The organism is Agrobacterium sp. CNPSo 3708, from assembly GCF_028674915.1.
GTDB classification, from domain to species: Bacteria; Pseudomonadota; Alphaproteobacteria; order Rhizobiales; family Rhizobiaceae; genus Agrobacterium; species Agrobacterium cavarae.
Map to the genome: position 1 here is coordinate 129,299 of NZ_JAQZSF010000009.1, position 25,420 is coordinate 154,718.

33 protein-coding genes and 1 riboswitch are annotated in these 25,420 nt (G+C 58.9%); of the genes, 12 read left to right on the forward strand and 21 right to left on the reverse strand.

The genetic code is table 11. The features are described 5' to 3' along the window. Nucleotides 1–225 precede the first annotated feature (225 nt). Nucleotides 226–714, forward strand: coding sequence for a GNAT family N-acetyltransferase (locus PVA19_RS19245; protein WP_062425795.1), 489 nt, complete (start codon nucleotides 226–228; stop codon nucleotides 712–714). Nucleotides 715–738: 24 nt separating this feature from the next. Then, nucleotides 739–1,311, forward strand: coding sequence for a type 1 glutamine amidotransferase family protein (locus PVA19_RS19250; RefSeq protein WP_274103870.1), 573 nt, complete (start codon nucleotides 739–741; stop codon nucleotides 1,309–1,311). On the opposite strand, the gene PVA19_RS19255 is transcribed toward PVA19_RS19250, so the two are convergent. The 8 genes from PVA19_RS19255 to PVA19_RS19290 all read right to left on the reverse strand — a co-directional run bounded on the left by PVA19_RS19255 (nucleotide 1,308) and on the right by PVA19_RS19290 (nucleotide 6,231). Then, complete coding sequence (locus PVA19_RS19255; RefSeq protein ID WP_274103871.1) at nucleotides 1,308–1,625, reverse strand: hypothetical protein; 318 nt, start codon at nucleotides 1,623–1,625, stop codon at nucleotides 1,308–1,310. The genes PVA19_RS19250 and PVA19_RS19255 overlap by 4 nt on opposite strands. Nucleotides 1,626–1,629: 4 nt before the next feature. Then, nucleotides 1,630–2,337: a CbtA family protein gene (locus tag PVA19_RS19260; protein ID WP_274103872.1), complete on the reverse strand. Its 708-nt coding sequence runs from the start codon at nucleotides 2,335–2,337 to the stop codon at nucleotides 1,630–1,632. 11 nt (nucleotides 2,338–2,348) lie between these two features. Further along, nucleotides 2,349–2,531, reverse strand: coding sequence for a CbtB domain-containing protein (locus tag PVA19_RS19265; protein ID WP_082447245.1), 183 nt, complete (start codon nucleotides 2,529–2,531; stop codon nucleotides 2,349–2,351). A 144-nt stretch (nucleotides 2,532–2,675) separates the two neighbouring features. Next, nucleotides 2,676–2,883, reverse strand: a riboswitch (cobalamin riboswitch). A gap of 56 nt (nucleotides 2,884–2,939) precedes the next feature. Continuing rightward, complete coding sequence (locus PVA19_RS19270) at nucleotides 2,940–3,857, reverse strand: cytochrome c (RefSeq protein ID WP_274103873.1); 918 nt, start codon at nucleotides 3,855–3,857, stop codon at nucleotides 2,940–2,942. A 76-nt stretch (nucleotides 3,858–3,933) separates the two neighbouring features. Continuing rightward, the gene (locus PVA19_RS19275) at nucleotides 3,934–4,365 is read right to left on the reverse strand and encodes a c-type cytochrome (RefSeq protein ID WP_062438183.1); all 432 of its coding nucleotides are present in this window, start codon (nucleotides 4,363–4,365) and stop codon (nucleotides 3,934–3,936) included. 144 nt (nucleotides 4,366–4,509) lie between these two features. Continuing rightward, nucleotides 4,510–4,641 (reverse strand): hypothetical protein, encoded by a 132-nt coding sequence (locus PVA19_RS19280; RefSeq protein ID WP_274103874.1) that lies wholly within the window; start codon nucleotides 4,639–4,641, stop codon nucleotides 4,510–4,512. A 12-nt stretch (nucleotides 4,642–4,653) separates the two neighbouring features. Next, nucleotides 4,654–5,502 (reverse strand): metallophosphoesterase, encoded by an 849-nt coding sequence (locus tag PVA19_RS19285; protein WP_274103875.1) that lies wholly within the window; start codon nucleotides 5,500–5,502, stop codon nucleotides 4,654–4,656. A 126-nt stretch (nucleotides 5,503–5,628) separates the two neighbouring features. Then, nucleotides 5,629–6,231, reverse strand: coding sequence for a superoxide dismutase (locus tag PVA19_RS19290; protein WP_062425801.1), 603 nt, complete (start codon nucleotides 6,229–6,231; stop codon nucleotides 5,629–5,631). Between the two features lie 252 nt (nucleotides 6,232–6,483). Here PVA19_RS19290 and PVA19_RS19295 point away from each other — a divergent pair, with 252 nt between their 5' ends. Next, on the forward strand, nucleotides 6,484–6,789 hold the full coding sequence (locus tag PVA19_RS19295) for a hypothetical protein (RefSeq protein ID WP_274103876.1): 306 nt from the start codon (nucleotides 6,484–6,486) through the stop codon (nucleotides 6,787–6,789). A gap of 105 nt (nucleotides 6,790–6,894) precedes the next feature. Here the strand turns inward: PVA19_RS19295 and PVA19_RS19300 are convergent, their stop codons facing one another. Further along, nucleotides 6,895–7,443 (reverse strand): GNAT family N-acetyltransferase, encoded by a 549-nt coding sequence (locus tag PVA19_RS19300; protein WP_274103877.1) that lies wholly within the window; start codon nucleotides 7,441–7,443, stop codon nucleotides 6,895–6,897. Nucleotides 7,444–7,546: 103 nt separating this feature from the next. Here PVA19_RS19300 and PVA19_RS19305 point away from each other — a divergent pair, with 103 nt between their 5' ends. Further along, nucleotides 7,547–8,419: a LysR family transcriptional regulator gene (locus tag PVA19_RS19305; protein WP_274103878.1), complete on the forward strand. Its 873-nt coding sequence runs from the start codon at nucleotides 7,547–7,549 to the stop codon at nucleotides 8,417–8,419. Here the strand turns inward: PVA19_RS19305 and PVA19_RS19310 are convergent. Then, nucleotides 8,406–9,014: a LysE/ArgO family amino acid transporter gene (locus tag PVA19_RS19310; RefSeq protein ID WP_274103879.1), complete on the reverse strand. Its 609-nt coding sequence runs from the start codon at nucleotides 9,012–9,014 to the stop codon at nucleotides 8,406–8,408. The genes PVA19_RS19305 and PVA19_RS19310 overlap by 14 nt on opposite strands. Before the next feature lie 91 nt (nucleotides 9,015–9,105). Here PVA19_RS19310 and PVA19_RS19315 point away from each other — a divergent pair, with 91 nt between their 5' ends. After that, nucleotides 9,106–10,014 carry a LysR family transcriptional regulator ArgP gene (locus tag PVA19_RS19315; RefSeq protein WP_274103880.1) on the forward strand — a complete coding sequence of 303 codons (909 nt, stop codon included), beginning with the start codon at nucleotides 9,106–9,108 and terminating at the stop codon, nucleotides 10,012–10,014. Between the two features lie 57 nt (nucleotides 10,015–10,071). On the opposite strand, the gene PVA19_RS19320 is transcribed toward PVA19_RS19315, so the two are convergent. After that, entirely contained in the window at nucleotides 10,072–10,956 is an 885-nt protein-coding gene (locus PVA19_RS19320; RefSeq protein ID WP_274103881.1) for a branched-chain amino acid aminotransferase, read from the reverse strand. A gap of 235 nt (nucleotides 10,957–11,191) precedes the next feature. On the opposite strand from PVA19_RS19320, the gene tam reads away from it, so the two are divergent. Then, on the forward strand, nucleotides 11,192–11,962 hold the full coding sequence (tam, locus tag PVA19_RS19325) for a trans-aconitate 2-methyltransferase (protein WP_274103882.1): 771 nt from the start codon (nucleotides 11,192–11,194) through the stop codon (nucleotides 11,960–11,962). Between the two features lie 52 nt (nucleotides 11,963–12,014). Here tam and PVA19_RS19330 read toward each other — a convergent pair whose 3' ends face one another. Continuing rightward, the gene (locus tag PVA19_RS19330) at nucleotides 12,015–12,383 is read right to left on the reverse strand and encodes a VOC family protein (protein WP_274103883.1); all 369 of its coding nucleotides are present in this window, start codon (nucleotides 12,381–12,383) and stop codon (nucleotides 12,015–12,017) included. 45 nt (nucleotides 12,384–12,428) lie between these two features. Then, on the reverse strand, nucleotides 12,429–13,133 hold the full coding sequence (locus PVA19_RS19335) for a helix-turn-helix transcriptional regulator (RefSeq protein ID WP_274103884.1): 705 nt from the start codon (nucleotides 13,131–13,133) through the stop codon (nucleotides 12,429–12,431). Between the two features lie 163 nt (nucleotides 13,134–13,296). On the opposite strand from PVA19_RS19335, the gene PVA19_RS19340 reads away from it, so the two are divergent. Beyond that, the gene (locus tag PVA19_RS19340; protein ID WP_062599516.1) at nucleotides 13,297–14,577 is read left to right on the forward strand and encodes a TadE/TadG family type IV pilus assembly protein; all 1,281 of its coding nucleotides are present in this window, start codon (nucleotides 13,297–13,299) and stop codon (nucleotides 14,575–14,577) included. On the opposite strand, the gene PVA19_RS19345 is transcribed toward PVA19_RS19340, so the two are convergent. Next, a complete protein-coding gene (locus PVA19_RS19345; protein ID WP_062599515.1) occupies nucleotides 14,578–15,477 on the reverse strand; it encodes a LysR family transcriptional regulator in 900 nt (299 codons plus the stop codon). A gap of 136 nt (nucleotides 15,478–15,613) precedes the next feature. On the opposite strand from PVA19_RS19345, the gene PVA19_RS19350 reads away from it, so the two are divergent. Both PVA19_RS19350 and PVA19_RS19355 read left to right on the forward strand, forming a co-directional pair. Then, nucleotides 15,614–16,795, forward strand: coding sequence for an MFS transporter (locus PVA19_RS19350; RefSeq protein WP_112952228.1), 1,182 nt, complete (start codon nucleotides 15,614–15,616; stop codon nucleotides 16,793–16,795). 86 nt (nucleotides 16,796–16,881) lie between these two features. After that, complete coding sequence (locus PVA19_RS19355) at nucleotides 16,882–17,709, forward strand: aldo/keto reductase (RefSeq protein ID WP_113179320.1); 828 nt, start codon at nucleotides 16,882–16,884, stop codon at nucleotides 17,707–17,709. Nucleotides 17,710–17,810: 101 nt separating this feature from the next. On the opposite strand, the gene PVA19_RS19360 is transcribed toward PVA19_RS19355, so the two are convergent. The 3 genes from PVA19_RS19360 to PVA19_RS19370 all read right to left on the reverse strand — a co-directional run bounded on the left by PVA19_RS19360 (nucleotide 17,811) and on the right by PVA19_RS19370 (nucleotide 20,107). Continuing rightward, complete coding sequence (locus PVA19_RS19360; RefSeq protein WP_274103885.1) at nucleotides 17,811–18,422, reverse strand: LysE family translocator; 612 nt, start codon at nucleotides 18,420–18,422, stop codon at nucleotides 17,811–17,813. Between the two features lie 76 nt (nucleotides 18,423–18,498). Further along, a complete protein-coding gene (locus tag PVA19_RS19365) occupies nucleotides 18,499–19,299 on the reverse strand; it encodes an AraC family transcriptional regulator (protein ID WP_274103886.1) in 801 nt (266 codons plus the stop codon). A gap of 49 nt (nucleotides 19,300–19,348) precedes the next feature. After that, nucleotides 19,349–20,107 (reverse strand): SDR family oxidoreductase, encoded by a 759-nt coding sequence (locus tag PVA19_RS19370; RefSeq protein ID WP_062425816.1) that lies wholly within the window; start codon nucleotides 20,105–20,107, stop codon nucleotides 19,349–19,351. Between the two features lie 103 nt (nucleotides 20,108–20,210). On the opposite strand from PVA19_RS19370, the gene PVA19_RS19375 reads away from it, so the two are divergent. Next, on the forward strand, nucleotides 20,211–20,636 hold the full coding sequence (locus PVA19_RS19375; protein ID WP_062425817.1) for a winged helix-turn-helix transcriptional regulator: 426 nt from the start codon (nucleotides 20,211–20,213) through the stop codon (nucleotides 20,634–20,636). 56 nt (nucleotides 20,637–20,692) lie between these two features. Here PVA19_RS19375 and PVA19_RS19380 read toward each other — a convergent pair whose 3' ends face one another. Continuing rightward, complete coding sequence (locus tag PVA19_RS19380) at nucleotides 20,693–21,085, reverse strand: DUF937 domain-containing protein (RefSeq protein ID WP_062425818.1); 393 nt, start codon at nucleotides 21,083–21,085, stop codon at nucleotides 20,693–20,695. 213 nt (nucleotides 21,086–21,298) lie between these two features. Between PVA19_RS19380 and PVA19_RS19385 the strand changes: the two genes are divergently transcribed. Both PVA19_RS19385 and PVA19_RS19390 read left to right on the forward strand, forming a co-directional pair. Beyond that, the gene (locus tag PVA19_RS19385; protein ID WP_274103887.1) at nucleotides 21,299–22,864 is read left to right on the forward strand and encodes a helicase HerA-like C-terminal domain-containing protein; all 1,566 of its coding nucleotides are present in this window, start codon (nucleotides 21,299–21,301) and stop codon (nucleotides 22,862–22,864) included. 210 nt (nucleotides 22,865–23,074) lie between these two features. Further along, nucleotides 23,075–23,641: a GNAT family N-acetyltransferase gene (locus PVA19_RS19390; protein WP_274103888.1), complete on the forward strand. Its 567-nt coding sequence runs from the start codon at nucleotides 23,075–23,077 to the stop codon at nucleotides 23,639–23,641. Nucleotides 23,642–23,663: 22 nt separating this feature from the next. On the opposite strand, the gene PVA19_RS19395 is transcribed toward PVA19_RS19390, so the two are convergent. The 3 genes from PVA19_RS19395 to PVA19_RS19405 form a co-directional block, all read right to left on the reverse strand. Beyond that, nucleotides 23,664–24,428: an RES family NAD+ phosphorylase gene (locus tag PVA19_RS19395; RefSeq protein ID WP_274103889.1), complete on the reverse strand. Its 765-nt coding sequence runs from the start codon at nucleotides 24,426–24,428 to the stop codon at nucleotides 23,664–23,666. Then, complete coding sequence (locus tag PVA19_RS19400; protein WP_113176293.1) at nucleotides 24,388–24,768, reverse strand: MbcA/ParS/Xre antitoxin family protein; 381 nt, start codon at nucleotides 24,766–24,768, stop codon at nucleotides 24,388–24,390. Before PVA19_RS19400 ends, PVA19_RS19395 begins: the two co-directional genes overlap by 41 nt. 120 nt (nucleotides 24,769–24,888) lie before the next feature. Beyond that, the gene (locus PVA19_RS19405; RefSeq protein WP_062425823.1) at nucleotides 24,889–25,314 is read right to left on the reverse strand and encodes an organic hydroperoxide resistance protein; all 426 of its coding nucleotides are present in this window, start codon (nucleotides 25,312–25,314) and stop codon (nucleotides 24,889–24,891) included. Between the last annotated feature and the right edge of the window lie 106 nt (nucleotides 25,315–25,420).

Genomic DNA, 25,420 nt, shown 5'->3' on the forward strand with positions numbered 1-25,420 from the left:
CGGACCCATCCAAAATGCCGAAGCCTCCCCTTGACAGCTTTCCAATTCAAGCGCATTGAGTCGCGCATGATCAATGAACGCGCACCCATCTCCTGCACGTATTTTTGGGCCTACCTGTAAAAGGCGGCTCGACAGATCACTTTGTCAACAAGCCGCCGTCAGGCGGCTTTGTTGTTTTCCAAGCGTCCTGACGGCAAAAAACCAGACAACCGAAGGACCAGACCCATGACCGAAGATAGCCTCCTGACACTGCCAAGACCGCCCGTCGTCACCATTCGTGGTGCGCGCGCAGCCGATCTGCCTGAACTCAACGAGATGATCACCCTGCTCGCCGCCCATCATGGTGATGCCGCCGCGATCACGCCGGAGAAGCTTGAGCGCGATCTGTTCGGCCAGGTCCCCTGGATCACCGCACTGGTGGCGGAAGCTGCAGGTGAGCTTATCGGTTACGCCATTCTCGTGCCGCTCTACCGCGCCCAGGAAGGCCGACGCGGCATGGAGTTGCACCATCTCTTCGTGCGGGACGGCCATCGCGGTCACGGCACCGGTCAGCACCTGGTGGCGCGCGCGCGCGACGTTGCAAAACGCTGCGGCTGCGACTTCCTATCGGTCGGCGCTGCGACCGGCAACTTCGCCGCACACAAATTCTACGAAAACATGGATTTCGTTCCGCGTCCCGTCACCGGCATGCGCTTCATGCAAGCGATCGCCTGAGCTTCTTCGCTTCTGGAGGATGACATGACTCGTATTGCCATTGCGCTGACGCAAGACTTTGCCGACTGGGAGCCTGCACTGCTTGCCGCTGCGGCCCGCAGCTATCTCGGTGTCGAGATCGTCACCGCTTCACCCGACGGCCAGCCTGTGACGTCGATGGGCGGATTCAAGGTGATGCCGGACACGTCCCATGACGCCCTCGACCCGGAGACGATCGACGCGCTGGTTATCCCGGGCGGCTTGAGTTGGGAAAAAGGCACTGCGCCCGATTTTGGCGATCTGGTCCATCGCTTTCGGACAAAAGGCCGCGTGGTTGCAGGCATCTGTGCTGCGGCCAGCGCGCTCGCCGGCACCGGCATCTTGAACAGTGTGGCCCATACGGGCAACGCCCTGGCGTCGCATCAAAAATACGGCGGCTATGACGGGGCAACGCTCTACCGCGATCAGCCACAAGCCGTCAGCGATCAGGGTGTTGTCACAGCACCAGGCAATTCACCGGTCAGCTTCGCGAAAGAGGTGTTGAACGGCCTCGGTCTGTGGGGACCGGAAGCCGAAGCCGAACTATCGGTATTTTCCGCGGAACACGTGCCGAGTTAACGATCCAGCACACGGCAGAGGCGCGCCGGTCCTTGCGCGTCGTCTGCTGTCATGGCTCGGCGAAGATCGCGGCTGTTGATATGGAGACTGCGCTCGAAGGGAATACTCAGCCGCTTGATCTTGTCGGTGGCCGCCGCGAGAAATGCGTCGCGGTTCGCCAGAAAGTATGCGCGACAGGTCTCTTCTGTCAGCGCATCATTGATCAACACCTTGAAAGCAAGCCGATGCATGGCGCAGGGCGCGCCATGACCGGGGACGGAAAAACGCAGGCAATCGAGGTCATCGCTCCAATCGACTGCGTTCTCCTCCGTCATCGTGTCACTTTACAGCGTCGAAGCGCTTGAGGACCAGGCCGCTGAGCGAGCCAAGGATCAGCCAGAAAACGAAGCTCGTGACAGTGGCAAGCACAACGAAGCGGCGTTCGAGCGGCAGCGGCGCCAGCGCATGTTCACCCGCAGGCGGCAATGGCGCGCCGACGACATGCGGCGCAACGATCAACACGACGGCAAGGATCACCGCCCACGGTTCCGAGCGGCGGAAGGCGAGGAGCGCGATGCCTCCGGCAGTCGCCGCAGCGGTCGCGATCCACCAGACCTGACGCGCACCAAGATCGGCAGCGGGGCTGCCCGGCAGTTCCGGCGGCAGGCCGATCATAGGCGCCAGCATGACGGCCGCGAAACCGGCGAGCCCCCAGAACAGACCTTCGCGCCAGCCGCCCTGAGAGCCGCGAAGCGAGATCAGACCTGTGAGCACCAGCGCATAGCCGATGGCCGTCAGGACATTGGCGGCGACGGTGTAGGCGTTGCGCTCGAAGCCATCCGCAGGTGCCCAGGCTTCCGCGTCATGGTGATGATCCGCGGGCGTGGCGGCATCATGTGAATGACCCGCTTCGCCACCCGCACTCTCGAAGGTTTCCGCCTGCAGGATCAACGGCGTGGTGCCGACAGCCTGCATGGCGCTGACGGCAAGACCCGCAATCAGGCCGACGAGGACCGCGGTAAAGACGATGTTTCTGAAAAACGGCATCTCATCTCCCCTCAATGGCAGGGGAAAGCATTGGCGTGGCGCGTATCATGCGCCGCATTGTGCATGGCCTCGACATGCGAGAAGCCAACGAAACCGACAATGAACAGGCCAAGTGCAACGGCACTCAGCGCCTGCAAGAGTTTCGATGTGGTCGAGGACACGGCGCTCGACGCCGTATTCTGTTGGATAGACATGGTGACCCTCTTCTTCAGCGGCGCGCTGCTTTCAGGCAGCCGGACGCACGCGTTCAACCTTCACCACGGGGAAAGACAAACAGGGCTTTTCGGACGGATGGTGCCAACCCGAAAACCGTGCTCTTCCGGACACCCCGCCGGCATTGACGACACTTCGTGATGGCAGGTCTCCTGGCTCGCGGGTCGTAGCCTTGAAAACACCTTCCCGATGCCAGATTTAGCATCAGTGGCTGTTGTTTTCCGGCTCACCGCTCACAGTTGCGGGGGCAGCCACGAATGAGAGCGAGGCTCCTATCGTGTTCCCTTTTCACTTTCCGGCAAAACCGGAAAGACCATCACGCCTCTGTTATCGGTCAGGGGTTGTGGAGAGTCAATGCGAGAAGCTTGAGCCTCCCGTATTCACAGATGTCAACGCGCTGGAATGGCCTTAAGATAAGAAGCGATCGCGTTGCGATCTTCGGCCGATAGCTTCGCCATATTCTGCTGCACCTTGACCATGGATCCGCCGACGCTGTCGAAATCCGGGGTGAAGCCAGTTTCGAGATAGCTGGCGATATCGGCGACCGTCCAGGAACCGATGGCTTGCGAGCCCGGCGTGATGTCAGGGATCGTCCCCTCACCCTCCGGGTTCGGGCCGCCCGCCAGCCACTTGTCATTGACCAGGCCGCCAAGTGCCGTGCGTGGTGTGTGGCACTCGCCGCAATGGCCTGGGCCTTCCACCAGATATTGGCCGCGCGCCACATCGGCGCTGGCATTGGCAAGCTGCACCCGTGGCGCGCCCTTGTCGAAATAGAGGAATTTCCAGCCGCCGAGAGCCAATCGCATGTCGAGCGGGAATGGCAAATCGTGAGGAGGCGCGTCGTTGGTGCTGGCGGGCAGCGTCTTCAGGTAGCCGAAGAGATCATTGATATCCTGCGCTGTCATACGGGCATAGGACGTATAGGGGAAGGACGGATAGAGATGCTCGCCGTTCTTTCCGACCCCTCGGGTCATGGCATCGCCGAACTCGGCCACCGTCCAGCTTCCGAGACCATGCTGCGGATCAGGTGAAATATTGGGAACATGGAAAGTGCCGAAGGGGGTTGGCAAGGCCTGGCCGCCGGACAGCGTCTTCAAGGCATCGCCGCTGGCACTCGGAGCAGCATGACAGCTTGCGCATCCGCCTGCCCAAAACAGCGTTTCACCATTGGCAAGATCGGGTTCACCCAGATTGGCCCAGTGGCTTGGCGGCTGGCGCTCAGGTGCTGTCACCCACATGAAAATGCCGAAGCCGGCGAGACCTGCGACCGCAATACCGCCTGCCAGCTTTCCCCAGATGGATGCCATCCGCCTCTCCGCTATCGATAAAATATCATTGAAGGAAATAGCCCGCCGCTGAACCGGCGGGCTCTTCTTCGGTCGCTTACTTCTTCACACGATAGGCCTGATGGCAGGAACTGCAATCGGCGCCGAGCGTCTTGAGGGCAGCACCTGTGCTCGCCTGATCGGTCGGCAGCTGTGCTAGAACGGCATCGGCATCCGCGCCGAGCTTTTCCGACTTCGCCTTGAAGTCCGCAAAGTTCTGCCAGATGGCAGGCGACGCAGCGCCGCCTTCAGAACCTGCCGGGAACTGATCCGGGAATGCCTTGGCGTTGGTGCTGATGGTGGTGACAGCTGTCTTCACGGTCTCGGCGTCATAGGGCTTTTCGCCCTTGGCGATCGCACCGAGTGCGCCCATGGCGCCGCCGATCTGTTTCATCAAGCCTTCACGCTTTTCTACCTCGCCGGCCGCGGAAACCGCTCCGGCGCAAAGACAGCCTATGAGAATGGATGCGGCAATCGTCTTGAATTTCATGCTCTCTCTCCTTGTTCCGGTGGCACCGGAGGTGGTTATTCGCCGTTCCGCATCGACTTCACGACGCGCGAATGCGTGCCGGGCGGCACACCGAGTCGAACAGAAATGAAGATGCAGGCTTCACATGGCAAAAAGAAGTCACATTCAGGTGATTTTCCAGAGGAAAATCAGATACCTAAACTTGGCTTTTTCAGTTTCCTTTGCGCCCATGGCAAGCGGCGAAAAAGGCTGCCAGTACGGAGCCGACAGATCTTCGACAATGATGGGGGCGGCCACACGGTCCTGACCTCAAAACATCAGAACGCGGTTTGTCTCCCGGCCAAAGCCACGCAGGGCGATGCGGTCCGGATAAACATCGGCGATGGCAAAGGCGTTCTGGTCCGGCGTGTCCACCATGCCTTTGACGTTGACGAAATGAGTATTGCCGATCACGCCGTAATTGCCATCGTGATTGTGCCCGCAGAACCACGCCCTGACGCTGTGATGAGCGGCCAGCAGTTTCAGCACCTCTGGCGCGTCCCACATATTATGCGCGTTCGCCGGATAGAGAGGATAGTGGCAGAAGAGGACGACCTGCTCCTGCATGGCATCGGCCTTGGCAAGCGTTGCCCGTAGCCAGGACAGTTGCTCATTGCTGAAAGAACCGTTCCAGTCCTGTGCGTTCAGGTCTCCGGCCTCGCGTAGCGCCTCCAGACGGGCCGTGGCAAGCTCGCGGCGCGGATCGCCAAGCGCAGGCGCGAAGGTGCTGACATCATTGCCGTCCAGCACGATGAAACGGAATTCGCCGAGACTGAAGTCATACCACTCTGCCGGCATGCCGAGCCGATCGTGGACCTTTGGCAAATGCTCCGGCTCGACAGCGAAGTCGTGGTTTCCGGGTAGCAGAATGGAGCGATGCCTGAGGTGATCGTAACAGCCAAGGATCGCGTCGAAGCTCTCCCAACTGCGGTCGATCAGATCGCCGAGGGTGACGACGAACGCCAGATTCTCCTGGTTGAAGGCGTCGATCGCAGCCGTCAGCTTTTTCGTGCTCTCCGCGTAAAAGCGATTCATCTCCGGTCGGGCTGGGATGTCGGCATATTGCGGGTCAGCGACGATGCCGAAGGAAAATAGAGGTGTGGAGGATGTGGCTGTCATGATCGCTACCGCTTAGAAGCGCCGCATGACAGAGGTGTGACAACCGCCTGCAAGGATCGGAAGACGCCGCAAAGCAAAACACCCGGCGCAAAGGCCGGGTGCTGCTTATCCGATCGGGCGGAAAAATTACTTGGAAGCGGCTTCGTAGCGCTCCAGAACGTAATCCCAGTTGATGAGATTATCGACGAAAGCTTCGAGGTACTTCGGACGCAGGTTGCGATAGTCGATGTAGTAGGAGTGTTCCCACACGTCGACGCCGAGGATCGGCTCTGCGCCGTGGACCAGCGGGTTTTCACCGTTCGGGGTCTTGGAGATTTCAAGCTTGCCGTTCTTGACCGAAAGCCAGGCCCAGCCGGAGCCGAACTGCGTGGTGCCGGCTGCGATGAAGTCAGCCTTGAACTTGTCGTAACCGCCGAGATCGGAAGCGATCGCCTGCTCGAGCTTTCCGGGCAGCTTGTTGCCGCCGCCGTCCTTCTTCATCCACTTCCAGAAATGGACGTGGTTGTAATGCTGGGCAGCGTTGTTGAAGAGACCAGCATTGGTGCCGAAGGACTTCTTCACGACTTCTTCGAGCGACAGGTCGGAAAGACCGGCTTCTGCAGCCAGCTTGTTGCCGTTGTCCACATAGGCCTTGTGGTGCTTGTCGTGGTGAAACTCCAGCGTTTCGCGCGACATGTAAGGCGCAAGCGCGTCGTAGTCGTATGGGAGTTCGGGAAGTTCAAAGGCCATGGTTTTACTCCTTGTTGCAGCGGCTGGGCCGCTCCTCGAAACCTTGTGCGCGGACCATAGGATCAGCCGTCAATTCAGGCAACCTGTGAATTGTCAAAATGTTCCAGCAAAAGAGAAAATTCCTCTCACGCCTCTTCAAAAACATGATTGCGACCCAGTTTGCCGTACCGATTCCGAGCGATCCGTTCGGCTGATCCGATGAGAGACTATCGAAAGGACATGGCAGTGAAACGACAGGCTTTGGTTTTGATCATGACATCCCTTGTGGCGCTCCCCGCAGCCGCATCGTCCGATAATGCCTGGGAAGCGTTCGTTGCCGACGTGCAGGCAAAATGCCTCGATGCGGGGGCAAGGCTGATGGATGACGCGAAGGCCGTCGTCGATCCGACAGGAAGCGAGAATTACGGTTTGGCGATCCTGACCGGAAAGGCGAAAGGAGCAGATGCAACCGTTAGTCACATCTGCGTTTACGACAAGAAGACCAAGGCTGTGGAACTCGGCAGCGAGTTGTCGGCCGATTCCGTCAAGGTCGGGCTTCCTGGCTCCACCAAGCCCTGACAGCCTGTTCAAGACTATTCGCTCGTCTAACGAACAGAGTGAATTCAAGAAGCAGAGCGCTGCTTACGTAAAGCACGTAAGTAATGGCGATTATTGGATAGATCGTCAGATTTGAGCTCTCGGCGTTCTGTCCGCCTCGCCTAATGGTCGCTGCATGAGAACGATGTCCAGCCAGCGGCCGTGCTTCCAGCCGATGGATTTCAGGGTCCCCACCATCTCAAACCCCGTGGCGCGGTGAACGCCGATAGAAGCGGCGTTGTCGGAATCGCCGACAACCGCCACCATCTGGCGAAAACCCCTTGCGGCCGCCTCTTCGATCAGTGCCAGCAGCAGGGTCTTGCCGATCCCTAAGCCCTTTCTGTTGGGATCGACGTAGATGGAGTCCTCTACCGTTGCGCCATAGGCCGGGCGGGCGCGGTGGGGTCCGGCATAGGCGTAGCCGACAACAGCGCCTTCCATTTCCGCAACGATATAGGGGAAGCCGCCGGCGAGGAGTGTTCTCCGGCGCTCCCGCATAGCATCAGCCGTCGGCGGCTCGATTTCGAAGCTGGCGCTGCCATAAAGGACGGCGTCACGGTAGATTTCAACGATCGCAGGGATATCCCCCTCTTCGCAGGGGCGGATGATCATGGCGGTTTTTGTGGCGGAGGTCATTGCGGAAAGTCCTGAAGGGGTATGCGGGTCGCTGCAATCTGCACCAGAGACATATCAAAATAAAGATTATAGATCTTATGCAGAGCATAAGGGATTCTTTGATATGGATTTCGACCTCCGACAGTTGAAGAGCTTCATTGATGTCGCGGATCTCGGTAGTTTCTCCGCGGCGGCGGAGAAGGTTGGGCTGACACAGCCCGCCATCAGCCTCCACATTCGGTTGCTTGAAAAGCAGCTTGGCGTTCGGCTCATCGAGCGCGTAGGGCGACGGGCGCAGCCAACGCCCGCAGGACGCGATCTTCTGGTGCATGCACGGCGTATTGCCGACGAAGTGTCTCAGGCTATCGAGACCGTCGCGCCGCATCGAAGCGGCCAGAGCGGACGCTTGCGCATCGGTACCGGTGCGACAGCCCTCATCTACTTTCTGCCGACGATATTGCGAGAAATCCGTCGGTTGATGCCCGGTATCGAAATTCGTGTGGAGACCGGCAACACGCCGGATATCGTCCGCCTCCTGGAAAACAACGAGATCGATGCCGCGATCGTCACGCTTCCCGTCACCGGGCGCAGCCTCGATCTGCGCGAACTTCATCGCGAAGAACTGGTCGCGGTCTTCCCACCAGACGTGTCTGCCATCCCAGACAACATTGACGCCGATTATCTCTGCGGCCAGCCCTTGCTTCTCTATCAGGGCGGCAATACCCGAAAGCTTGTCGACGGGTGGCTGAAAGACAGCAGCAGACGAGTCCAGCCCGTCATGGAGCTTGGCAGCGTGGAGGCGCTGAAGACATTGGTCGAGTCAGGCCTTGGTGTCGCCATTGTACCCGCGATGGCCGTTCGTGACGCGGCTTCGAAAGGGCTACAAACGCGCTCGCTCATGCCGAAACTGGAACGTCATCTGGTGCTGGCAATGAGGCGCGACAAGCACATGACGGCGCCGCTGCGCGCACTTGTCGCTGCCCTTAACCGCCAGTGAGAAGTGTGAGTGCGATTAGCCACATGACAAGCGCAATGACGCCTTCCAGGATGCGCCACGCCGCCGGATTGGCGAAGACGGGGCGCAACCAGCGGGCTCCATAGCCAAGCGAGAAGAAGAAGACACATGACGCCGTGGTCGCACCTGCACCGAAGACCGCTTCCTTGCCCGGAAACTGCGTCGAGATCGTGCCGATCAAAACGACGGTGTCGAGATAGACATGCGGGTTCAGCCATGTCAGCGCCAGACAGGTAAGAAGTGTGGGAGCAAAGGGCGTGACCGTGCCGGATGCAGCGGCCAAGGCCTCTGAGGACCGAAGTGCCGACTGCAGGCTCTTTGCGCCATACCACACCAAAAACGCGGCACCCGCATAGCGCATGGCGGGTTCGATCGCCGGCATGACCATGGCTATCTGCCGGAAGGCAGTCACGCCGATGGTGATCAGGATCGCATCCGAAAGCGCGCAGGCCAGGCAAACGGCGAAGACATGATCGCCGCGAAGACCCTGGCGCAATACGAACGCATTTTGCGCGCCGATGGCCATGATAAGCGTCAGCCCCATGGTGAAGCCTGTAAGATATACCGAAAATTCCATACGATGCCCCTTAAGTCCTGGCACCGAATAGGTGGCGGCAACGGTTTAATCCAGTTAAAGATACTTATCTTGATTAAGCAGGGCTAACTCTATGGATTACGCAGGGCTTCGCGCGGTAGCGATGGTGGTGCAGACCGGCAGTTTTGAAAAGGCGGCACTGGCGCTACACGTCACACCGTCGGCCATCTCTCAACGGGTCAAACAACTCGAGGAACGGCTGGGTGCCGTTCTCATACTGCGTGGAAATCCCTGTACGGCGACGGAAAAAGGCGAATGGGTCTGCCGCCACATGGAGCATGTGGGCATGCTGGAGTCAGAGCTTTTCAGCCAGCTACCCGCTCTTCTGTCTTCCGACGAGGTCAGCAGCCGCGTGACGCTGCACATCGCCACCAATGCCGACAGTCTCGGCACATGGTTCCTAAAGGCAGTTTCCACTTTCACCCATCAGTCGGGCTTTCTCCTGAATGTGGCGGTGGACGATCAGGATCATACGGCGGAGTGGCTGCAGCGCGGACGCGTCCTCGCGGCGGTGACCAGTCTTGAAAAGCCGGTCCAGGGCTGCCGTGTCACGCCGCTCGGCTTTCTGCGCTATCACGCCACAGCAAGCCCGGCTTTTATCGACCGATACTTTCCCAAGGGTGTGACCGAAACCGAACTCGCGCAAGCTCCTGCCCTCACCTTCAACCAGAAAGACCGGCTCCAGCAGCAATGGATCAGCCAGGTTTTCGGCGCGTCCATCGTCCACCCGACCCATTGGCTACCATCCACCCAAAGCTTCGTGGATGCCGCGCTCCTTGGCATGGGCTGGGGCATGAACCCGGCGCTTCTGGTGCGCAATCATCTGGCGGAGGGGCGATTGGTGGAGCTTGTGGCGGGAACGCCGTTCGACATCCCGCTGTTCTGGCAGGTCAACCGGCTGGCCGCCGATCGGCTAAAGTCGCTGACGGATGCGGTGGTAGAGGTGGCGCGTCGAGAGTTGGTGCAAATCAAGAGCGAATAGAACTCCATGGGACACCGTGATCACGCGACATCCACAAGGAGTTCCAATGCCGTCCTTTTACTCAGCCGACGTCGCCGATTTTGCCCATTCCATGTAAAGGTCTAGCGCCTTGCGCGCCACAGGGCCGGCCTGGAGTTCGCGGTCGTCGAGCTTGATGACCGGGGAAACCTTGGAATAGTTTCCGGAGCAGAAGATTTCGTCGGCGTTGCGGAAGTCTTCGACGGATAGCGTTGCCTCACGCACATCGAAACCTGCCTGGCGCAGCAGCATCATGACGCGAGAGCGGGTGATGCCTGCCAGAAAGGTGCGGTTCGGCATCGGTGTATAGACGATGCCCTCCTTGACCATGAAGACATTGGAGGATGCGGACTCGGCCACATTGCCGTTCATGTCGCGCATCAGCGCGTTGTCGAAGCCGCGCGAGCGGGCTTCAATGATGGCACGACCGCTATTGGGATAGAGGCTACCAGCCTTGGCATCGGTCATGGCCGTTTCCGGCGATGGACGGCGCAGCGGCGAGACGGTCAGCGTCAGTGGCACGCCAGCATCCATCGGTGCCTCGAACAGGCAAAGCGCGAAGCGGGTGGACTCCGCGTCCGGAGCGACGACGGAGCCACGCATGCCATGCTCGGCCCAGTACATCGGCTTGATGTAGATCGCCATAGTGCCATCGAACTTCTTCACGCCTTCCAACGCCAGTTGCTCGATATCCTCCGGCGTCATGGTCGGCTTCATGCCCATGTTGACGGCGGAACGGTTGACGCGCTGGCAGTGCAGATCGAGATCGGGTGCCAGGCCATCGAACCAGCGCGCGCCATCGAAGACGGTCGACGCGAGCCACATGGCGTGGGAGGTGGGGCCGATCAAGGGAGGATTGCCGGGAAGCCATTGACCATCGACATAGGTCCAGGTTGTGGAACGGGGTGCGGTATCGACGGACATGGCATTCTCCTTCTTGAATGCGTCGGAATGAATGCCCGCTCGGCCATGAGGTCAAGATGAAATTCCCCGCTGCGATCAAAAGGAAGGAATATTGCCCGAGGATTGCCGTGAAAAGCGCATTTATTGCGTGCAGCCAAGAATATGGCCCCCGCGTTGCTACGCCAATCGAGGTGATCTGGCAGTCGTGAGGACGCTGTGGCATCTTCAGTAAGACATAAGCGCAGGGAGGCCCGAAATGGCATGGTCGGCACAGCAATATCTGAAATTCGAGGACGAGCGGACGCGGCCGGCGCGTGACCTCCTGGCGCAAGTCCCGCTGGAGAAAGTGATGACAGGCTTCGACCTTGGCTGTGGTCCCGGCAATTCCACCGAGCTTCTGACGGAGCGCTATGGTGTCAACGTCATTACCGGCGTCGATAGCGACGAAAATATGCTGGAAGAAGCAGCACTCAGGTTGCCGACCACCGAATTCGTGCAAGCCGATCTGTCATCCTGGATACCGGATGCGCCTGCCGATCTGTTATATGCCAATGCGGTGTTCCAATGGTTGCCGAACCACATCGACCTTCTCGACAGGCTGATGGACCATCTGACCCCCGGTGGCGTCCTTGCTATCCAGATGCCGGACAACCTCAATGAGCCGGGTCATCTGTTGATGGAGGAAACGAGCCGCTCCGGTCCATGGCGCCAGAACTTCGAAGGGCGACAACTGCGTCGCAAGCCGCTGCCCTCCCCGGCTGAGTACATCGATCGCCTGTCGCCGAAAGCGCTACGCGTCGATGTGTGGCACAGCATTTACAATCACCCCATGGCGGATGCCGGGGCGATCGTGGAGTGGGTGAAGGGCACCGGTCTTCGTCCTTATCTGGCAGTTGCTGGCGCTGAACACCAAGAGGCTTTTCTGGAGGATTACCGACAGCGCATCGACGCCGCATATCCGCGACTTGCAGATGGACGGCGCCTTTTGCGATTCCCACGACTGTTCATCGTCGCAGTGCGCGGCTGATCGTGAAGGGACAGGCATGGCTCGATGCCTGCCCCTTCAACACAGTGAGACGTCAGCCGTGAAAGGCGTAGACGCGCAGCCGGTAACCATCCGGATCTGCCGCCAGGAAGGTGCGGCCGAAGTCCATGACGGTTGGCTCCTGCAGGATCGGCAGGCCCTTGTCGGTCCACGCGCGATGGCAGGCATCGACCTCACTGTCCGTCTCTTTGATGAAGGCGATTTCGGCGGCGTTGCCGTCGGAAGACAGTGGCGGCTGAACGGAGTGGCGGAACCAGAGACCAAGGCGCATGCCGCTTTGCAAATTGAACAGAGCGAAGGTGTCGGAGAGTTCGACAGGCTCTGCGCCGAGCAAATCGCTATAGAATGCAGCGCTATGGCGCGGGTCGTTGACAAAGAGAATGACGAAGTTCGGGTGGTTCATGTTGGTCTCCTTTTGTTGATGAGGAGACCTTAGCCAGGCGTAGTGTCAGTTTCTGTCAGCAGTCTCCTGGCGTGCCTTCATCATCTGCCGCCAACCTTTCAGCAGGACTTCGCGGCGTTTGGGATAGCGCGCGCCAAGGAGCATGAAGGAGGAGATGCGATCGGCGCGAAAGCTGCGGTAATCCTGTCTCAACTCGCACCAAGCCAGCAGCACACGGACCTGATCGAAGAAGGCCAGCGCGAAGGGCCAGACGATTCGGCGAGTGTCGCGCCCCTGCTCGTCGGCATAGTCGATCTCGATTTTTTCCTGATGTCTGATGGCACTGCGAATATTGCTAAGATCGATGTTCGGCATATCGATCACCTTCCCAGGCCCCACGAGAAGAGTGGAGTTGTCCAGTTCCTCCGCCAGCGCCTTCGGAAGCACTGCGGCGATCTTCGCAAGCCCGGCGCGCGCGGCATCGGCCAACGCGCCATCCGCCCTGCCCGCCACCCAGCGGGAGCCCAGAACCAAAGCCTCGATTTCCGCTTCGGAAAACATCAGAGGCGGCAGAAGATAACCCGGTCGCAGCACATAGCCGACGCCGGCCTCGCCTTCGATATTGGCGCCTTGCGCCTGGAGGGTCGCGATGTCGCGGTAGAGGGTGCGCAGACTAACACCTGTCGCGGCAGCCAGTTCTGCGCCACCCACCGGATTGCGATAGCTTCGTAACAATTGAAGCAAATCAAGCAGGCGTTGCGCGCGTGACATGCATTTCCCCAGGCAATAGGCCCGCCCTATGAGTTTTAATCATCTATTTATACGTGTTGCGTAAAACCTTAGCGATTAAAGCCACCTGTTATTATTCATTTTAAGCCATCTATTCTCGATATCAGGTCGCGACAAAGCTTCATAAGATTTTTCAGAGGCACCAATGCTTAATTTTTGGCGAGACAAAGGCGGCAATTTTGCCATTCTGACTGCACTCTTGGCCGTACCGCTGTTTGGAGCGGCAGGCCTGGCCTTAGACTTCAGCCAGGCGCTCGCCGTCAAGGAAGATCTGCAGCAAACGGCGGACGCCACCGCACTCGGCGCCGTCTCCAAAGATTCACCATATGTGGCGGAGGCGCGCAAGATGAGCGGAGATGGCCCTATCACCGTTCCTGGTCATTCCGGATTGGATTTCGGCAAGAAGGGGGACGGCAAGAAAAACGACTTCGAGATCGAGAACGCCACCCTGCTTGTCAAGAAGACCGGGAATATCGTTGAATCGTCCTTGGAATTGAAGGCCACGGTCAATACCACGCTCTCAGCGATTTTGGGTAAGGACTTCTTTACCGTAAGCATTAAATCCACGGGTCGATATCAAACAGAGAAGTACATGAACTTCTATCTGTTGCTGGATAACACACCATCCATGGGTGTGGGTGCAACGCCCCAGGATGTCGCAACCATGGTGGCGAATACACGCGATCAATGTGCCTTCGCGTGTCACGATGTTCAGAGTGGCAAAAATAGTTACTACGAGCTTGCGAAAAAACTGAAAGTGACCACGCGCATCAATGTGGTGGGGAAAGCAACGGCCTCCCTCATGGACACTGCAGCGGGCACCCAGACCGTCTCAGACCAATTTAGAATGGCAGTCTATACCTTTGGTGAAAAAGCCGAGGACACAAAACTTCTCGAAGTTGTACCACTCACGTCCAATCTCTCCGACGTAAAAAACAGGTCGAACAAGATCGACCTCATGTCCATTCCGTATCAAGGCTACGATAACGACCAGCAGACGGATATCGACCGCGCCTTGACGCAGATCGCCTTGAAAATGGGCCCGCAGGGGAACGGCAACAGCTCCGCCACGCCGGAAAAGGTTCTCTATTTCGTATCCGATGGTGTTGGCGACAGCTACAAACCGACAAGCTGTACCAAAAAAACCACGAATGGCCGCTGTCAGGAGCCGATCGACACCCGGCTGTGTACCGCCTTGAAGAGCCAGGGCTACCGTATCGCCGTCCTTTATACGACTTATCTGCCACTTCCGACAAACGGTTGGTATAATGACTGGATCCGCCCCTTCCAGTCTGAAATCTCCACCCGTATGCAAGATTGCGCTTCCCAAGGGCTGTTCTTCGAGGTGAGCCCGACGCAAGGCATCAGCGATGCCATGTCGGCACTGTTCAAGCGGGTGGTTTCCTCTCCTCGCCTGTCGAGCTGATCAACTCGGTTCGATTCTTTCAACGAGGAAATCGATAAAGGCGCGGATGCGGGCAGCTAGATGCTCGTGTCCGGCGTAAACCGCATGGACGAGTTCTGTGTCGCCGCCGTTATAATCCTCCAGGATCGGGACAAGCTGGCCCGCCTCGATATCGGGGCGGACATGAAATTCCCCAATCCGACCGATGCCGACTCCCAGCAGGCAGAGTTGCCGTTTGATCGAGCCGCTCGATACCTGAATGTTGCCGGTAATGGCCTTGATATAGACACTGTCGTTCCCGGGATCGCGAAACGGCCATTCGTCGAGGCTTCGCCGGAAGTTAAAGCCGATGCAGTTGTGCTGGTCGAGGTCTTCCGGAGTCTTCGGCGTTCCATGCTTCTTCAGGTAGTCAGGCGAGGCGACGATGACGCGGCGACTGGAAAACAGGCGCCTCGCCATCAGTGAAGAATCCCGCATCGGTCCGACGCGGATTGCGATATCGGTACGCTCCCCAATGAGGTCGATCACGCCGTCCGTCAGTGTCAGATCGAGCCGCACCTTGGGATGACGTTCGGCGAACTCCCCCAGCAGCGGCAGGATGCACCGCTCGCCAAAGCCGACCGAGGAGTTGACACGAAGCAACCCCCTTGCCTCCTCCCGGCCGCCGGCGACCAGTTCTTCCGTCTCGTCGATCTCTTTGAGAATACGGCGGGCGCGACGAAGATAGATGTCACCTTCGGGCGTGAGTTCCAGTGTTCGCGTCGAGCGCACCAGCAGCCGCGTACCAAGCCTCTCCTCCACTCTCGAGACAAGCTTGCTGACAGCGGAGGGCGACAGCTTCAAGCGTCGTCCTGCCGCGGAAAAGCTTTTCAACTCGGCGGCCAGAACGAAGACTTCCATTTCGCCGGCGCGATTGTTCATAACGTCACCTATGACTTCAATTCAAAGATGATTATCGATTAATCGGGATTATCAAACAAGTGCCAGGTGCCGATATTCAGGCTCGAAACATCAACACCTTCGGGACGGCCATTAGAGTGGCCGGAAAGGCACAACCATGCCCCTTGCTCTCTTTGCCTTGACGATTGCAGCCTATGCAATCGGCACCACGGAATTCGTCATCGTGGGTCTTTTGCCCACCGTCGCCAACGATCTTCACATCACGCTGCCGCTTGCCGGCCTCATCGTGTCCGTCTACGCACTCGGCGTTACCTTCGGTGCGCCCATCCTTACCGCACTGACGGGCCGCATCGAGCGCAAGCCGCTCATGCTCGGCCTGATGGGTCTCTTCATCCTTGGCAATAGCGCCGCAGCGCTCAGCCCCGGTTACGAGATGCTGCTGGTCGCGCGGGTTATTTCCGCCTTTGCCCACGGCGTGTTCTTCTCAGTCGGCGCAACCATTGCCGCGGGTCTGGTGGCAGAGGATCGCAGAGCTTCGGCCATTGCCATGATGTTCATGGGACTGACGGTTGCTATCGTCACCGGCGTTCCGCTCGGCACGCTCATCGGTCAGATTTTCGGCTGGCGCGCCACCTTCTTCGCTGTCGCCGCACTCGGGGTCATTGCCTTCATCGGCATTGCAGCACTGCTGCCAGCGACGCTTCAAAAGGCGCCGGCCGCCGGTCTCATGGAGCAGGTTCGTGTTCTCGGCTCCGGCCGTCTTCTGCTGGCCTTTGGCATGACGGCGCTCGGTTATGGTGGCACCTTCGTGACCTTCACCTTTCTCGCCTCGATCCTGCAGGATCTGACCGGCTTTGCTGAAAGCACCGTCAGCCTTGTTCTGGTCCTCTATGGTCTGGCGATCGCTGCCGGCAACCTCGCCGGAGGACGGATTGCCGACCGCAATCCAGCGAAGGCTCTCGGTTGGCTTTTCGGGCTCCAGGCGCTCGTTCTGGTGATCTTCACCTTCACCGCTCCGTCCGCCCCGGCTGCTCTGGTAACGCTCGTTGCACTCGGCTTTCTGTCCTTCGCCAATGTACCGGGCCTCCAGCTTTACGTGGTGCAGCTTGCAAAGCGCTTCAGGCCAAACGCGATCGATGTCGCCTCGGCGCTCAACATTGCCGCCTTCAATCTTGGCATCGCCGTCGGCGCCTGGATTGGCGGTCTGGTCGTCGCCTCGCCGCTCGGTCTTGGTGCAACACCATGGGTCGGGGCGCTGCTGGTTTCGGGAGCACTGGTTCTGACGCTGGTCAGCAGCAGTCTCGACCGCCGCCAGGCAGATCTTGCCCAGACCGTGTGAACCAAATCACGTCCTCAGCACTTAGGGTGAGGACCGTTCTGCCCCGCGGACTTGCGGGGCTATCATCCGCAATGGAGACAAACACGATGCAAACAGTCAACGCCAATGGCGCAAACATTCCTGCTCTCGGCTTCGGCACATTCCGCATGCCGGAAGAGGACGTCCACCGCATCCTGCCGCAGGCGCTGAAGCTGGGGTTCCGCCATGTGGACACGGCGCAGGTCTATAAGAACGAGGCGGCAGTCGGCGATGCTATCGCAAAGTCCGGCGTCTCGCGCGGCGACATCTTTCTCACCACCAAGGTGTGGGTCGATCAGTACAAGCATGATGACTTCATCCGCTCCGTGGATGAGAGCCTGACGAAGCTGAAGACGGACTATGTCGATCTGCTTCTTCTGCACTGGCCGAAAAGCGATGTGCCGCTGGCGGAGCGGATTGGCGCGCTGAACGAACTGCACAAGGCGGGCAAGGTGCGCAACATCGGCATCTCCAACTTCAACGTGGCGCTGATGGATGAATCGGTCCGACTCTCCGACGCTCCGATTGCCAACAACCAGATCGAGTACCACCCCTATCTCGACCAGACGAAGGTGATCGAGGCTGCCCGCAAGCACGGCATTTCGATCACCGCCTACTATCTGATGGCAGATGGCAAAGTGCCGAAGGATGAGGTGCTTCGTGATATCGGCGCCAAGCACGGCAAGACCGCTGCCCAGGTCGCGCTTCGCTGGGCCGTGCAGCAGCCGGACGTGATCGCCTTGTCCAAGACGGCGACGGAGAGCCGCCTTCCCGAGAACTTCGATATCTTCGACTTCGACCTGTCCGACGAGGAGATGAAGGCGATCTTCGCGTTGGCAAAGAAGGATGGACGCATCGTCAATCCCGGCCATCTGGCGCCGGAATGGGATGATTAAAGCGCCGGGCGTCCTAGTGGACGCACAAGGGACGCACCCTTTCTGAATCGACGCATCGGCTGAAAATCGAGTCCGGTTTTTGGGCCGATGCTGCAAGCCACTCAGCGCTGCACGAAGGCCAGTTTCAGGCCAAGTGCAACAAAGGCTGCGGCAAAACTGCGCCGCAGCCAGACAAGTACGGAAGGCCGCGACACGATCTCGCGCCTGACAGAAGCGGCAAAGCAGCCATAGACCGCAAAAACTACAAATGTCATCGCCATGAAGACGAGACCGAGAGCGGTCATTTCGCGGGTCGATGATGAGGAGTCTGCCGCAACGAACTGCGGCAGGAAGGCAAAGAAGAAGATCGACAGCTTTGGATTCAACAGGTTGATGAGGACAGCCTCGATCACAATGCGGCCAGCCGTTCTTGCAGGCTGCGTCTCGTCGACGCGCAGAGCGCCATTTTCTTTCAGTGTGTTCCAAGCCATGTACAGCAGATAGGCCACCCCGGCATATTTGATGAGGGTGAATGCCGTCGCACTCGCATGAAGGATTGCAGCAAGCCCTGTGATCGCTGCCAGCAGATGCGGGACGATGCCGAGTGTGCAGCCAAAGGCGGCGATCAAGCTTGCGCGCGCGCCCTGCGTCAGACCGGCTGCCAGCGTGTAGACCACGCCTGTGCCAGGAGATGCCACGACGATGGCCGATGTGAGGAGAAATTCGAGTGTCATGAGGGCCTTCCTTGAAAGAAGGCGTCACTCTGCTGCGATTGGACGGATCGGTCTTGGACGAAATTGCACGTTTCGATCAGGAGAGCGCGCGGCTGTAGAGGGCGGGTGTCGTGCCGAAGTGCCTTACAAACACACGGTTTAAGTGGCTTTGATCGCAAAAGCCAGACGCGTAGGCCGCTTCGGCGGCGGGAATGCCTTTTGCCAATGCTTGCCGCGCCAGATGCAGGCGGCGCTGCATCAGATAGCTGTGCGGCGTCAGCCCCGTAACCGAGGAGAAAGCACGCAGAAAGCGGAAGCGGCTCATTCCCGCTTCTGCCGAGAGTTCGGCGAGACCGAGGGGCGTCTGTGGTGCCTCGTCCATCATCTGCCTGACGCGATACAGACCAGCGGTGGATGCGGCCTGATGACGCACAGCGCGGGGGCGCTCCAGCGTTTGCGACAACAGCAGAAGAAGGGCTTCCTCCCCCGGCAAAGCCGCCCGTTGCGATGTGATGGCTTGAAAGAGTGCGCGAAAGCGATCGGCGAGCGGTCTCGGATCGACGGGATAGACGAACTCGAAATCGCGGCTATCGCGTTCGCGAATATCCGACAATGCGGCATGCACGACTTCGGGATCGAAATAGAGCATCGTCCAGGCCCGCCCGCTTTCGCCAAGCGCTATACCGTCATGCGCCTCACCCGGATTAACGGTGATGACGCGCCCTGCCCCGGCCTCCACGATGCCACGTCCGCTCGCCGATTTCTGCGCGCCACGTTCGATAACGCCAATGCCGAATTGATCATGCATGTGACGGGGAAAGCTGCGGTCGCTGTCAGCAATCACCGCAGCCACGCCCGGCATCGTCGTTTTCGGCATCGTGAACTGGTGTTTGCCCATAGACCCTGCGCCCCTATCAGGAGCGCAAGCCTATCACGGTCGATCCGGTTCAGGAATGCAGGCTGTTCACCATGCCGAAGACCTGATCGAAATTGCCGTTCTCGGCGGCAAATCGCAATGGCTTGCAGCGCTCCACGATCACTTCCGTTGCATCGGGTCTGTTGGTCAGGATATCCATGACTTCCGTGATGAAGGCATCCAGTGGCATGGCGCGCTCGTCCTTCGCCTGCTTTTCACCCTGAAGCGTTGTCTGCACATAGGGCGGCGCAATCTCGATCACCTCGACAGAGGTGTCCTTCAACTGCTCGCGCAGCGCCATCGAATAGGCGTGAATGGCGGACTTGGTAGCGCTGTAGGTCGGCGTTGCTACCATGGGCACGAAAGCAAGGCCGGATGACACGGTGAGGACGGCAGCATTTTCTTTTTTGAGAAAATGCGGAAGCAGGGCCGCGGTCAATCGGATCGGGGCAAGCAGATTGGTGGCAATCGTTTCCTCCGCGATCTCCAGATAGTCCGGGGCCGCGGTGATGTCCTCGTTCTTCATGATGCCGGCGTTGTTGATGACGACATTGAGATCCGGATAATCGCGCGTCAGCGTTTCGGCAAAGGTCCGAATGTTCTCCGCCTTTGTCGCATCGAGCACGGCCGATACCATGCCGGGGTTGGCGCTGGTCACTTCGTCCAGCGCGGACTGGCGTCTACCGGAAATGATGACCTTGTTGCCAAGTGCATGGAAGGCTTCGGCAAGCGCGCGGCCGATACCGGAACCACCACCGGTGATGAGTACTGTGTTTCCTGTCATCTTCATCTGGTTATCCTCTCTTGTTGGATGAAACCAAGTTAACTACGATACTCTCCAATCGAAAGTAGGCACCCGAAAGATTTATACTTACCCAAAGGAGAGTGTCGGAATGAAAAGGCATCTGGCAGATCCCGTCATCGAAGAGAAGCGCGTTCACCCGCCGCCGGAAGAGACCGATCCCGTCATTGAGGCGCTGGTTCAGGACATCATCGCCAAGGTGGCGGACAAGTGGACGATGTTGATCCTTGAGGCTCTGGAGGAGCACGGGACGATGCGCTTTACGCAAATCGGCAAGGTCGTCGGCGATATCAGTCAGAAGATGTTGACCAAGACGCTGAGGCAGATGGAGTGCGATGGGCTGGTGAAACGCACCGTGCACCCGGTCATCCCGCCACATGTGGATTACGGCCTGACGCATCTTGGCAAGACGCTGGGCAGCGCCTTTTGCGGCGTGTGGATATGGGCCGAGACGCATCACGCGGAAATAGAAAAGGCGCGGAAAGCCTTTGAAGAGCAATCCCCACGCCTCAAATAATGGGCCTGAAATAATGGAAGCGCTTCCCATGGGAGCGCTTCAAATTGTCTGGCCGATCAGGCGAACTGGCTGAGGCCCGGTACGGACGCGATCACCTTGTCCACGACCTCGTCGCCGGCATGCTGGCGCGCAATCGAAATGGTGGTCTTGGCAAGTGCCGAGATTTCACCCATGCCGAGGCCCTGGCTCATAAGCTGCTGGCCAAGACCCATGATGCCACCGCCACCAATGGCGCTCATCAGGCCGCCGAGCAGGCCACCGCCGCCCTGGCCTTCGCCATTGAAGCGAGCGACGAGATCCGGCCCGCCGGGGATCGATTCGATCATCTTGGCAACGGCCGCGTCATCGGCTTCGCGCTGGAGGAAACCCAGCATCATGCCGAGAGCCTTTTCCGCCTTATCCGGCGCAATGCCCACTCTATCTGCAACCTGGGTTACGATTTCGCTCATAAACTTCCTCCTGAATGCGAAATTACGTTCACGTCAACGTAAAATAATTGAAACACAGACTCAAGACCGCGCAGCCCCTTGCAACAAAGGTTTTTCGATCCGCTCTTTTCAACCTTATCAAACAGTTGTTGAGGGCCAAAACAGTTCCTATAAGTATAGTGCGGAAATTAAAAACAGGGCGCCGCTGCCCGGATCGTTGGGAAGGATCGCCATATGCTGCAGGACGGAAAGCTTTATATCGGCACAAGCCGCAACCCGGACGACAGCCTCAACAAGGGCGAGTATCTCGACCTCCGCTTCGGCAATCGCCATGGGCTGATCACGGGCGCCACGGGCACGGGCAAGACCGTTTCCCTGCAGGTGCTGGCGGAAGGTTTCGCCAAAGCCGGCGTTCCGGTTTTCTGCGCCGATATCAAGGGCGATCTTTCCGGCATTGCCAAGCCCGGCGAAGCCAAGGACTGGGTGACGAAACGGGCTGAACAGATCGGCTTTTCCGACCTCTCCTTCGAGCAGTTTCCCGTCATCTTCTGGGATCTCTATGGCGAAAAGGGCCACCGTGTCCGCGCCACCATCGCCGAGATGGGCCCTCTCCTTCTTGCCCGGTTGATGGATGCCTCGGAAGCGCAGGAAGGCGTTCTCAACATCGCCTTCAAGATCGCCGACCAGGGCGGCTTGCCGCTGCTCGATCTAAAGGATTTGCAATCGCTGCTGAATTACATGGGCGAGCACGCAAGCGAGCTCTCGAGCCAGTTCGGTCTGATTTCAAAGTCCTCCGTCGGTTCTCTGCAGCGCGGTCTGCTGGTGCTCGAACAGCAAGGCGCAGAACACTTCTTCGGAGAGCCGGCGCTGAAAATTGCCGACATCATGCGCACCACTAGCGACGGGCGTGGGGTGATTTCGGTTCTCGCCGCCGATAAATTGATGATGAACCCGCGCCTCTACGGCACCTTCCTGTTGTGGATGCTTTCCGAACTCTTCGAAGAGCTGCCGGAAGTGGGCGATCCCGCCAAGCCGAAGCTCGTCTTCTTCTTCGATGAGGCGCATCTTCTCTTCAACGATGCGCCGCGCGTGCTGATCGAGCGTGTTGAACAGGTGGTCCGCCTTATCCGCTCCAAGGGCGTTGGCGTCTATTTCGTGACGCAGAACCCGCTCGATGTGCCGGAAACGGTTCTCGCACAGCTCGGCAACCGCGTACAGCATGCGCTTCGCGCTTACACGCCGCGTGAGCAGAAGGCAGTAAAGACAGCCGCCGACACATTCCGCCAGAATCCGGCCTTCAGCACTGCTGAAGCGATCACCACACTCGGTACCGGCGAGGCGCTGGTCTCCACCCTTCAGGATAAGGGTGCACCCTCTATCGTGGAACGCACGCTGGTGCGTCCGCCATCCGGTCGAGTCGGCCCCGTGACCGACGATGAGCGCCGTAGCCTCATGGCCTCCAGCCCGGTGGCCGGTCTTTACGACCAGGATATCGACCGCGAATCCGCTTTCGAAATTCTGGGCGAACGCGCCCGCAAAGCCGCCGAGGCGGAAGCTGCCAAGCGTGCGGCAGAAGAGCAGGCAAGCGGGCAGCCCGACAGTGCCGCGGGACGCTGGAAACTGCCGGGCTTTGGCGACGAGGAGCCGAAGCAGGCATCGACGACCGGCGGCAGCAGACGCACCAGCGGTTACCAGCGCGAAACGGTGATCGAGGCCGCGATGAAGAGTGCCGCTCGCTCCGTCGCGACATCCGTCGGACGCGCCTTGGTTCGCGGCATTCTGGGAAGCCTGCGCCGCTGATTTCGCGCTTCCCTTCCACCGACATGTGAGGAAACGCCGGGGTCCGCTTGTCTAAGCTCGCCCCGGCCACCAGATAGGCCAAGGCCTTTATTGCTTCCAAGCGGGTCGCGATCTTTCAGATTCGCGCCTTACACTTCAGTTTGTTTTTGTCGCATGTCCTTATCGCAAAACCGGCGCACGGTTTGCGCGGACCATGCTCCAGGGAGACGCATGATCACGTCCATCTTGCTTCCAATGGAAACCGAGCGCCTTGTTCTTCGCCGTTTCATACCTGCCGATTTCAGCGCCTATGCCGATTATCACAGCCGTTCTGAGGTCTATCGGTTTCTCTATGCAGACGCGCCAAGCGGCGATGCGCTAAGGACGCAATTCGATACCGTCCTCTCGGCCCCGTTCGGTAAGGACGGCGATGTTCTGCGGCTGGCTGTGACGCGCCGCGACGATGGCGCGCTCCTCGGTGAAGTTCTTCTGAAGATCGCCAGCACGGAGGCGTTGCAGGCAGAGGTCGGCTATATCTTCAACCCGGCTTATGCGGGCAAAGGTTACGCGACGGAAGCGGTGCGTGCCATGATCGACCTCGGCTTTGCGGACCTCGGCTATCACCGGATTTTCGCGAGACTGGATGCACAGAACCAAGGCTCAATCGGCATTGTCGAGCGGTTGAAGATGCGCAAAGAGGCCCACCTCATTCAGAATGACCGCTTCAACGGGGCGTGGGGCGACGAGTTCATCTACGCCATTCTCAAATCGGAATGGAATGGGCTTGCGTCGAGATGATTGAAGCGGTCCTCGTTGCGGGTCAGACCTTCAGAAGTCTAGCAATTCGCGGATCGGCGGAGAAATCGTTCAAGGAAAAGCCGATACGCTGGACCGGCTGCTCGCACAGCGCCTGTATGCCCATTTTCGACAGGCGAATGCGCCAGCTGGAGCGAGCCACTGGACGCTTCGAGTTGAAGCCGAGTGGCGTTAACAGAGCGATGTTCTTGCCTTTTCCAGGATCGCGCACCGAGCGATAGAGGATTGCCTGAAGGTCCGCCTCGCGCGCCGCATCTGCCAAAGCCTGGCATGGTGCGTAATCGTTGAGGTCGGTCCAGAGAGAAGCATCGCGCGATAGCGCAGGCCTGGTCAAATCGATTGCCGCATCTGTCTGAATGTCGGCGGCAAAGGCGGTATACTCCGCCGCATTGACGGGCATGGGCGTTGCAGGTGACTCAAAATAGAACAGCAAGCGGTAGAAAGCCATTTCGGCCAGCGCTGTCTCTATTCTCTTGGCGGCGTAAAAGACGCCTTTGGTAAAGCCAGCTCGACGGAAGCGGGAGCCGTAGGGATAGGCAGAATCATAGCGGAAGGGTGTCGCCAGCAGATAATCGAGACCTGCGCATTCCGGCGGAAAGCGCCGCTTGCTGCTTTCCAGAATATCTTCAAGCAGAGATTGCTCATCGACGGTATCGACGAGCTTCATAGTGGAAACACGGTGCTGCGCCTCGACGAGGCGCCACCAGCGTCCTGATGACGGGCGGCTTTCAGAGAGGAGCGCGTCTGGCGTCCAGGTAGGAGAGGACATCGAGCAATCCGGTGATCGAGGTGAGTTTTTCGGCAGGCACACCCGCGAGCGCGTCATTGTGGTTTTGAAGCCAGGCACGCGAGACTATGTCATCCCCGCCGACGATGGCATCGAGCGAGCGGAAAACACGGATCAGAAGCACGGCAAGTTCGAACGGCTTGCTGCCAGGCTCCAAACAAAAATCCTGCCTCTTCATCCTCGATACAGTGGGCGCGGAAATGCCGAGAATATCGGAAAGGCGTGCTGCGGTCAGGCCAAGTCGCTCCGACGCCGCAAGAGCGGCTTTCGTGATGACCCTTCCCTCTTGGGAGGCCGCCGTCGGCTTGAGCTGAATGTTCATCGCAAAATCCTTTCCTGAGAAAGAATATAACGGATCTCTTTCAGAAAACAAGAACGGGCGGTTGGGGGCAACCGGCCGCTCGAGTAGACACCACCAGCTGAACGGTGGCAGTCAAAACCTTTATTCAACCGAAACCGGCACTTCCGTGGAGGTGCGCAGAGCGTGCGAATATGGGCAGACGATGTGTGCCTTCTTCACGAGATCTTCCGCGGTTGCCTTGTCGAGGCCTGGGATGTTGACCTTGAGCGACACGTCGATGCCGAAACCGCCACCATCTTCGCGTGGGCCGACGCCAACGCTTGCCGTCACGGCCGTATCATCGGGCAGCTTTACCTTTTCCTTGCCAGCGACAACGCGCAGAGCGCCGAGGAAGCAGGCAGAGTAACCGGTTGCGAAAAGCTGCTCTGGGTTCGTGCCGTGAGCACCGTTACCACCGAGTTCCTTTGGAACCGTCAAGGTTACGTCCAGAACACCGTCTTCGGTCTTGGAATTGCCTTCGCGTCCGCCACCGGTTGCGGTCGCCTTGGTTGTGTAAAGAATTGGCATGTCATGTACTCCCTTGGTTTGCGTTGGGTATCTTGTAGCGCGTTATTCAATTGCGCGCAATACAATTTTGCGCATTGAAAAATTTTCTTGTCTCTGCGATAAGGTT